Source organism: Pseudomonas sp. RGM 3321 (assembly GCF_022836805.1).
Classification (GTDB): domain Bacteria; phylum Pseudomonadota; class Gammaproteobacteria; order Pseudomonadales; family Pseudomonadaceae; genus Aquipseudomonas.
The window spans coordinates 1-9462 of sequence record NZ_JALHBH010000071.1; the positions used below are offsets into that span (position 1 = coordinate 1).

Below are 9462 nucleotides of genomic sequence, written 5' to 3' on the forward strand. Positions count from 1 at the left end.
CCGCCTGGGCGATCCGCAGCGGCGGGCGCGGCAAGACACCGGGTTACCAGCAACCTCTGCTGATCGCCTCCTCCCCTGCCGACATCGCCACCGCCACGCCGAAAAGCACCCACCTGCACAGCGGCAAGCACCTGACCCTGAGCACCGGCGAAGACGTCAGCATTGCTAGCGGCAAATCCCTGCTGGCCAGTGTCGCGCAAAGCATCAGCCTGTTTGCCCAGAATGCGGGAGCGAAGCTGTTTGCAGCCAAGGGCAAGATCGAGCTACAGGCGCAAAGTGATGCGATGGAGTTGACGGCGCAGCAGAAGGTGATGATTACCTCAACCGCCGCCGGAATAGAGATCGCCGCACAGGAAGGCATCCTGCTCACCAGCGGTGGCGGCTACATCCGCATCAAGGACGGCAATATAGAGATTCACGCGCCGGGGACGATTGATGTCAAAGGGGCGAAGAAAACGTTTAGCGGGCCGACCAGTCTGTCGCACAGCTATAACGAGATGCCCAAGACCGACTTCGCGGACCCTTATGTGGTTCGCAAACAGAGCACTGGAGAACCTGCTGCTGGTATGAAAGTCGAAGTGACCCGCGCGGATGGGAGTGTCATGCAGTACGTTTCTGATGCCGCTGGGAAGATACCGCTTCAGCAAAGTCAGATTGCAGAATTTGTAAAAATCAAAGTATTAGGAAAGGCATAACCACGTTTTTTCGCCGAAATGTGCTGAGGAGAAAGCCATGAGTGAATCACTGAAGCTAGCGCAGGAACAGAATCCAGACGGAACCACTTCTGCCACAACAACGATGGCAGACTCTAAGCAACAGCAAGAAAAAGAAATAAAGGCAAAATCTGACAAAGTAGTACCAATAGTTTTTATTCCAGGAATCATGGGAACAAATCTCTGGAATAGTAGAACAAAGAAAATCGCATGGGTCGCTCCCAATACTGATACTGCCCTATCGAAAGCGGCAGCGATTGGGTCCTTCGTATCAGCACTATTTAGTTCAGCAAAAGATCGGCAGAATGATTTAGATGGTAACGGGCGGAGCATAACTGTATATAAAGATGCTGCAATCGGTAAAGACGGCCTATATGACCCTCTGACTGAAGAAGAGCTTAATCGTCGAGGATGGGGAGGGATCATGAGATCCGCTTACCATCCCATAATGGTGTTGATGCAAAATCAAATGAATACCATTATGGACAGCGGTAAGCTGCAGGGGTGGTGGGAAGAAAACGGTATTTCTCGGCCATCGGACTGGGGGGACTGGAATAATAATACACCTCTGGATATGGACGGAATGAAGCATGCTGCAGAAATTCGTTACGAAGTATGGGCCGCAGGATACAACTGGCTCCAATCAAATGCAGATTCGGCAAAAGACATAATTGATTTTATCGACAACACCGTACTCCCCAGCTACACCACTGCAGATAAAGTAATTATCGTTACTCACTCGATGGGAGGGCTGGTAGCACGTGCAATGATTGGAGTTCATAGTTATGAAAAAGTTTATGGTGTGATACATGGCGCCATGCCTGCAACTGGGGCGCCAGCAGCATATAGGAGAATACGTGCAGGCTTTGAAGGTGAAGGTATCCAAGGATATATTTCTCGACAAATTCTTGGCCCTACCGCGAAGGAAACGGTAGCAGTGCTAGCCTTTTCAAAAGGAGGCCTCGAGCTTTTGCCTAGCGCCAACTATGACAACGGCGAGAAGTGGTTATTTGCTCGCGGAAAAGATTACTCGGAAAAAAATCTTATCGCTATGCCTCAGGCCAAAAATCCTTATGATGATATCTATAAAACAGATAAGTGGTGGGGACTTATTCCTAAGGGAAACGAAAACCTTATAGACCCCAACAATTTCACAGGCTCCAAAAAGACCAGAGGCTGGGCATCTATTTCCAAAAGACAAATTTTTGAGAAAAATATTGACTCAGTAAAAGCATTTCACTCAGCTATACAGGACGCTTATCATCCAAAGACTTACGTGCATTACTCGGCGGAGGCGCAGGAAGAAGCACTAATAACTTGGAGTGATATTGTCTGGACATCTGACTGGATAGGGTGGGGAGACATTCATGATTTTAAGATTACCAAAGATGATTACACAGGAAATATAGAGCTAGACCGTGGGTACAGGTTCACCTTCGGCCCTAAGACCTCACCTGGCGACGGAACTGTACCAATAGCATCAGCTGCAAGCTCACGAAACTTTACTAATGTAAAAGCGGCTTTTGCCCATGGGAAAAATTCCCAAAGCCACCCGCACGTTTGTAAATCAGGAGCGCACAATAACTCCTCTGGGTATGCGCACCAGGATGCCTATAACGATCCCAGCGGAAGAACACAGTATGCAACTTTGTACAGCGCAGTGAGGATCTCAAAAGATGTACAAATTTAAAAAGCTCACAACCTTATTTACGACTACAAGTATTTTAATATTTACTTTATTGGCCAGTATTGATAGCGGAGCGAACGATATGCCCACCCCAAAAAAACAATTTTATTTTGGCAGATACACATTCGAAGTCGCTACTGACGGCTTGAATATTTGGTCGGCATACAAACTTATCGGCAAAGAAATAAAGCTTATCGGGAAAAATGGAAAAAAAGATTTAACCACGAAGGTCTCCAACACTATAGAAGAAATAAATAAACTCCACAAAGTTGGCTATCCCGGTTACGACCGCACCATAGAATTAGATGGCGGGGGTGCTATTGTCGTATCCAAGTCAAACACTTATGATATCGACATATTTTATCTCACCAAGAAAAATACATTATACAAACAATCTGTAGAAGCCATCCCCCTACAGGAGTTAGATAAGGCCGTTGCGCTCGCCAAAGAAATTAGCGCGCTAATTACTTACCGCAATCCAGCTGAACGCCCGCCAAATGGAACATTTGCTATTGAAGCAGGGTATATGAACTTGCCTTTGAACGAATTTGAAGAGCAAGTTTCTATCGGATTACCAGTATCATCCGTGCCAGGCATTAATCTGACCTTTGACACTCAGCTCATTGGTGAACCAGAGCCAGGCCTTATAACGCGATACGAACAAAGGACATCAGGCGGCGTATCAACATTGCTCAATAGCATTCTATCCAAGTCTTCTGTACTAAGAAAGTCAAAGAAGACCGTTGCAGGATTACCGTTTGAGGAGCTGTTACTCAAGACAAGTGTTGACGGCAGGACGCTCTACTCTTTTCGGCTCGAGTACCCAGGCACCTCAGAGTCAAGCATGGAACCCTACACCGTCATTGAAATGAGCACACTTGATAAAGGTCTAGGCTTCCAAAATGACAGCGATGCAATGCGATTCTGGGATGAGCTTGTTGCAAGTTTGAAGAGGATATGACATTCGGTACCGCCCTCAGCCAGCGCTGACGCTTGCTGATGGAGGCGGCGATGGAACGGTGCCAACACTACCCGGACAAGCGCCTGCTGCTCACGTAAAGTTTTCTGCAAAGCTTAAGGAAACTCTGAAGAAGACCTCTAAGTTTGGCATAATGCCTGATCTCCACCGCCGAGACGCCTGATGAAGCAGATGACCTTCGCCGACGCCGAGTACGCTGGCAAACGCAAGCAAACCCGTAAAGAGCGTTTCCTGATCGAGATGGATCAGGTCGTGCCCTGGAAAGGATTGATCAATCTGATCGAGCCTCATTACCCTAAGGGCGAAGGTGGCCGTCCCGCCTATCCGCTAATGGCGTTGCTGCGCATACATCTGATGCAAAACTGGTTCGGCTACAGTGATCCGGCAATGGAGGAAGCGCTGTACGAAACAACAATCCTGCGCCAGTTCGCGGGATTGAGTCTGGATCGAATTCCCGATGAAACCACCATTCTCAACTTCCGGCGCTTGTTGGAAAAACACGAGTTGGCAGGCGGAATTTTGCAGGTTATCAACGGCTACTTGGGTGATCGTGGTTTGATGCTGCGTCAAGGCACCGTGGTCGATGCGACGATCATTCACGCGCCGAGTTCGACCAAGAACAAGGACGGCAAACGCGATCCTGAGATGCATCAGACGAAGAAGGGAAACCAATATTTCTTTGGTATGAAAGCGCATATCGGCGTCGATGCGGAGTCGGGTTTAGTCCATAGCCTGGTGGGCACCGCAGCGAATGTAGCGGACGTGACTCAAGTCGATCAGTTGCTACACGGCGAGGAAACGTAAGCGCCTCATGAACCCCACATTCCCAACCAGCCATTGAAGCTTGATGCTGTGCTCCCGATTCTTTTCAGGAGTCAGCACCTCATGATGCGACCCGACGCCAAAGTCGAAAAAGTGTACCTCTACCCCAAACCGGTGGACTTTCGAAAATCTATTGACGGCCTGGCTGCACTGGTCGAGCTGGACATCAAAGTTGCCGTGTTCGACCCCGTGCTTTTTGTTTTTCTGAATCGCCCTCGTAACCGAGTGAAAATCCTTTACTGGGAGCGCAACGGCTTCTGCCTTTGGCTCAAGCGCCTGGAGTCCGAGCGTTTCAAAACATCTCCCGATGAGACAGACGAAGCCATCGTGCTGACGGTTCAGGAACTGAACTGGTTGCTGGATGGATTTGATCTCTGGCGCAACCGCCCTCATCAGGTTTTAACTCCAAGATTCGTCGCCTGACAGGTATAATCCGGGCATGATTTCCATGCCCGAAGATCTTCCAGATGACCCTGTATTGCTCAAGCAACTGCTCGCGCAGTTACTGATTGAGCGCACGGCTGACAAGGGTCATATCGTCGATCTCAAAGAACAGATCAAGTTACTGCGCGACCGTCTGTTCGGACGCAAGTCCGAACAGACGGTCGAACTGAACACACCGCAAATGGCACTGTTCAACGAACCCGAAAGCGAGCCAATGCTACCCGTCGGCGACGCTGACGAAGAGGTCGTTGCACCGGTCAAATGCCGTGGTAAACGCAAACCTCTGTCGGCTGATCTTCCTCGCATCGAAATCATCCACGAACTGCCCGAGCGCGAACTGACCTGTGCCTGCGGTTGCCGCAAGCATGTCATCAGCGAAGAAACCAGCGAGCAGCTGGATATCGTGCCGATGCAGATCCGTGTAATTAAACACATCCGCAAAGTCTACGGTTGCCGCGGTTGCGAAACGGCACCGGTCACGGCTGACAAACCGGCCCAGTTGATCGAAAAGAGCATGGCCAGTCCGAGCGTACTGGCCATGCTGCTGACCACCAAATATGTCGACGGTTTGCCTCTGCATCGTTTCGAAACGGTGCTGAGTCGACATGGCATCAAGATACCGCGCCAGACGCTGGCGCGCTGGGTGATGCAGTGCAGTGAGCACTTGCAGCCGCTCTTGAATTTGATGCGTGATCGATTATTCGAAAGCCCGTTTATCCACTACGATGAAACCCGAGTCCAGGTACTAAAAGAGCCGGATCGTGACCCGACCAGCCAATCCTGGATGTGGGTACAGGCCAGCGGCCCACCAGACCGAAAAGTCGTCCTGTTCGACTACACCACCAGCCGTGCGCAGGAAGTGCCGCTGTGCCTGCTGGAGAGTTATCGGGGCTACGTGATGACTGACGATTACGCGGGCTATAACGCTTTGGCGTTGCAACCGGGTGTGGAACGTCTGGCGTGCATGGCCCATGTACGACGCAAGTTCGTGGAGGCAAAGAAAGTGCAGCCTCAAGGCAAAACGGGCCGCGCTGATGTTGCACTGGCATGCATTAACAAACTGTATGGCATCGAGCGTGAACTCAAGGATGTCAGCGATGAGCAGCGTTATATCGGTCGTCAGGAAAAAAGCCTGCCTGAGCTGACGAAGCTCAAAGCATGGATGGAAACAACGCAGCCGCAGGTCACGTCGCAAAGTGCCTTGGGTAAAGCGGTGAACTACCTGGCCCACAACTGGAGCCGGATAGAGCGTTATATCGAAGCTGGTTTTCTACCCATCGACAATAACGCTGCCGAAAGAGCAATCAGGCCGTTCGCCATTGGACGAAAAGCCTGGCTGTTCAGCGACACGCCCAAAGGCGCCACGGCCAGCGCCCAGATCTACAGCTTGGTCGAGACCGCCAAACTCAACGGCCAAGAGCCTTATACGTGGCTGCGCCACGTACTTGAGCGGTTGCCGCATGCTGCATCGGTAGAGGATTACGAAGCCTTGCTGCCGTGGAACTGCTCGCCAGAGATGCCTCGCTAAACCCAATCCTCATTTTTTGCCAGGTGGGGTTTGTGGCGCGGATACGAGGAAACCTATGTCATTGGTGATGCGGGCTACACCGGCGTGGACAAGCGTGCGGAACATCAGGATCGTCAGATGATCTGGTCGATTGCGGCACGCCCGAGCAGTTACAAAAAGCATGGTAAGACCAGTTTGATCACACAGGTATACCGCAAGATCGAGTTCGCGAAAGCCCAGGTACGAGCGAAAGTCGAACATCCATTTCGCGTGCTCAAGCGCCAGTTTGGTTATACGAAAGTCCGGTTTCGCGGGCTGGCTAAAAACACCGCGCAACAGGCCACCCTATTTGCCTTGTCGAACCTTTGGATGGTGCGAAAACGGCTGCTGGCGATGGGAGAGGTGCGCCTGTAATGCGGAAAAACGCCTTGGAAAGGCGCTGTTTTAAGGGAAATCGATGAGTTAAAAGCGGGAAAAGTCTGATTATCTGACTAGGCGAGCTTTTTTGAACCTGAGGCCACGAGGACGTCAAAAATCGATGCCTATTTCAGACCTTCCTTAAAGGTTTCGCCCACGGTACATCATATGATAATAAAACGGTCAGAGCAGTAACCGTACACTCCATAATAAATATAGCCAAAAGAGCGAAAAATCTATGTTGACCGCTCAACGTAAAAATAACTATGCAATCTTAGCGCTCGGCTTTGCCACCAGCTTACTAATTATGTTTATGCTACCTGATAAAGCGGAACCCCCAAAAATGCTAACCGCCAAAATTATCAAAACATATTCCGCGGCCATCGCTCGCTACAGTGTTGAAATACCAGAGAGCATGAAGCTCGCTGATGTTGCACTCAACAAGAATGGCATTCCTATAAAGGTATACTTTGATTATATAAAACCGCGTGCAGAGCGATTAGTCGACTGTTCATTGGCGGCGATAAAGAATAATGAGGCAGGCCGTAAAACTATAGAAAAGCCAGCGGAGATATCACGCCCATCGGACACTGCGTGGTTGATTGCATATAATCACAAACGCCTGACAGGTGTTGATGTCTATGGTAAACCGATGAATGAGATTTCAAACAGCTCTCTAGGATTTGTGTGGAAAAAAAATATACTGCTGGAGGTAGGCGGAGAGCGCACTTTAGAAGATCAACCTCGCATTGATTTCTTAATATCACGCTTTGATGTATCAGATGATGGGAATAGCGGGTTTTGTTTTGTCAAAGGCTGTATTGAAGGTAACGAAAATGAACGTGAGTCCGTAAGTGTTTCTTTTGAAGACACTAACATCAAGGGATTTAATATCGGATTCAACATTGACGCCTATCAAGGTGAACCTAACCTTCCACTTTCTGATCGGACGCCCAGCATCCCTGACTTGGAATTACCTGGCGCGTTAAAATGGCTCAGTGACTCAGACAATAGAATCAAGAAATTTAAAAACTCCAGTAGAATGATACACGATTTTAACGGAGAAGAGATCATTGAAGGAACAACTCAAAAGCTGAATGGCACGTACCTAACTGAAATCACCGGTATGTGGTACTACCCCGGCATGCCGGAAGACATTCAGAAACCAGAAATCAGGATAACAGCGACTTACTCGTTCACCTCCGATCATTTATCTGACAACGCCCCTAGTTTTCCAAACCGATCACAAGACGGTTTGACTGAAGAGGAATTCCTCTCAGCTTGGAACAATTTGCTTGAGTCTTTCCATCCGAATAAGCTCTAAAAATTCGCTAAGATTTAGAATATCGAGAATACATGAAAAACTCATTCAAATTCATAAAATTCTGCGTATATTCGGCAATATTAATTACCATTCATAGCGAGCCGACCTTAGCTCAAGAGAGCACAACAAATCACATGACTACCGAAAAATGGGATACGCATTACTTTGGAAGATTCAAACTAGAACTTCCTGCAAACTCTAAAGTTTTAACCGATTATAAGATATACAACGAAGACGTTGAACTGATCGAAAAAAACGAGAAACCTCAGATAAAATCGGCTGTTGAAAACTATATTAACGACCTTAAAAAAGGAATAGCGAAAGGGACATCAAGCGAATACGAAAGAACGGTTCCGCTCAGTAATGGCAGTATTTTAGTAGTCTCTAAACTGAAAGAGTTTTATACGCTCAACGCTTACCTTCTGACGACTAAAAACACATTATATCGTATGGGCGCTGACGCGATTACTGTCAAAGGTCTAGATGGAGCCATCAATAAAATCCGAGTGATGAGTGAATCTATATTTTTCAGGGCGCCTCAAGATGCTCCTCCTGCGGGCGGGTTCGCTTTGGAAGCGGGTTACATCCAGCTTGATCCTGAGCAAGCATTGGAAGGTATTTACATGGGAGCACAAATTTCAACCCACCCTGGTACATATATAAGTTTATTGACGCAGCAGATAGCTGAACATGAAGATAGCCTGATAGAGCGATTTAACGACAACAAAGGAGATGACTTCATTCCCGGCGGCGCTGAGTTGATGAGCAAGACACAGACACTTAGGAAGCGAGAACGCATGATTGGAAATCTCAAGGTGGAAGAGGTTGCTGTAACAGCGATCGTTAATGGAAAACGGTTCTATACATTCCAAATTGAACACAAAGGCACTCTTGAGTCAAACACAAGACCTTTTATAGATCTTGAGCTAGGTACACGCGAAACTGGCAGTGACTTCAAGTCAGACGAAGAAGCTTTGGCCTTTTGGGATAAGGTAGTAGACAGCCTGAAACCGCTTCCCTGACTTGGCTATCTATACAGCAATAAAGAATAAAACAAATGGAAAAATTTAATGCCAAACTTTATAGGCTACATACTAATTGCTCTAATCCTGGCATTGCCCCTCTACGGAGCTTGCTATGCACCGTTCAAAATACTGACGTTTCTGGTAAACGGCAAAAACCCACTAAACCACATCTTGCGATATCAGTGTTTTATCTCATGCGCCTTGTCTTTCATCGCTGCTTTTTGCGCATTTTTCTTATACTTGGCGACACGTGGCGATTACGACTTTCTCATGCCCGTGGCATGCTACTTCTTCATTCAGGCGGTTTCGATGCTTATAATGACGATAAAAGCAAAGACATCCATCTAAAAGAAACACATGGACGACAATCCTTGTTAAATCAGGGATATGAGGCCATTCCAGGTAGGGGAGCTATATCATGGATCTGACATTCGGTACCGCCCTCAGCCAGAGCGGACGTTTACTGCAACTCACCACCCCGCTGGGCGAGCATCAGCTCCAGGCCCTGCGCGTACACGGGGTCGAGCGCATCGGCCGCGTGCCC

Annotated in this window: 7 protein-coding genes and 2 pseudogenes; all 9 read left to right on the forward strand. The window is 48.4% G+C overall.

Going from position 1 to position 9462, the window contains the following annotated elements; genetic code table 11:
- Positions 1 to 695 (forward strand): DUF2345 domain-containing protein (locus tag RGM3321_RS00445; RefSeq protein WP_244391090.1); only part of this gene is annotated, 695 nt, incomplete at its 5' end.
- Between the two features lie 37 nt (positions 696 to 732).
- Complete coding sequence (locus RGM3321_RS00450) at positions 733 to 2403, forward strand: alpha/beta hydrolase (protein WP_244391092.1); 1671 nt, start codon at positions 733 to 735, stop codon at positions 2401 to 2403.
- On the forward strand, positions 2390 to 3361 hold the full coding sequence (locus tag RGM3321_RS00455; protein WP_244391094.1) for a T6SS immunity protein Tli4 family protein: 972 nt from the start codon (positions 2390 to 2392) through the stop codon (positions 3359 to 3361). The genes RGM3321_RS00450 and RGM3321_RS00455 overlap by 14 nt, the downstream gene beginning before the upstream one ends.
- A gap of 180 nt (positions 3362 to 3541) precedes the next feature.
- Positions 3542 to 4177, forward strand: a pseudogene (locus RGM3321_RS00460) (IS5 family transposase); the annotation flags it as partial.
- Between the two features lie 87 nt (positions 4178 to 4264).
- Positions 4265 to 4624 carry an IS66 family insertion sequence element accessory protein TnpB gene (tnpB, locus tag RGM3321_RS00465; RefSeq protein WP_007247726.1) on the forward strand — a complete coding sequence of 120 codons (360 nt, stop codon included), beginning with the start codon at positions 4265 to 4267 and terminating at the stop codon, positions 4622 to 4624.
- Between the two features lie 16 nt (positions 4625 to 4640).
- The gene (locus RGM3321_RS00470) at positions 4641 to 6173 is read left to right on the forward strand and encodes an IS66 family transposase (protein WP_244391096.1); all 1533 of its coding nucleotides are present in this window, start codon (positions 4641 to 4643) and stop codon (positions 6171 to 6173) included.
- A 66-nt stretch (positions 6174 to 6239) separates the two neighbouring features.
- Positions 6240 to 6566: pseudogene (locus RGM3321_RS00475) on the forward strand (transposase); the annotation flags it as partial.
- A gap of 241 nt (positions 6567 to 6807) precedes the next feature.
- Positions 6808 to 7893 carry a T6SS immunity protein Tli4 family protein gene (locus RGM3321_RS00480; protein ID WP_244391098.1) on the forward strand — a complete coding sequence of 362 codons (1086 nt, stop codon included), beginning with the start codon at positions 6808 to 6810 and terminating at the stop codon, positions 7891 to 7893.
- A gap of 32 nt (positions 7894 to 7925) precedes the next feature.
- Complete coding sequence (locus RGM3321_RS00485) at positions 7926 to 8915, forward strand: T6SS immunity protein Tli4 family protein (RefSeq protein ID WP_244391099.1); 990 nt, start codon at positions 7926 to 7928, stop codon at positions 8913 to 8915.
- The last annotated feature ends 547 nt before the right edge of the window (positions 8916 to 9462 follow it).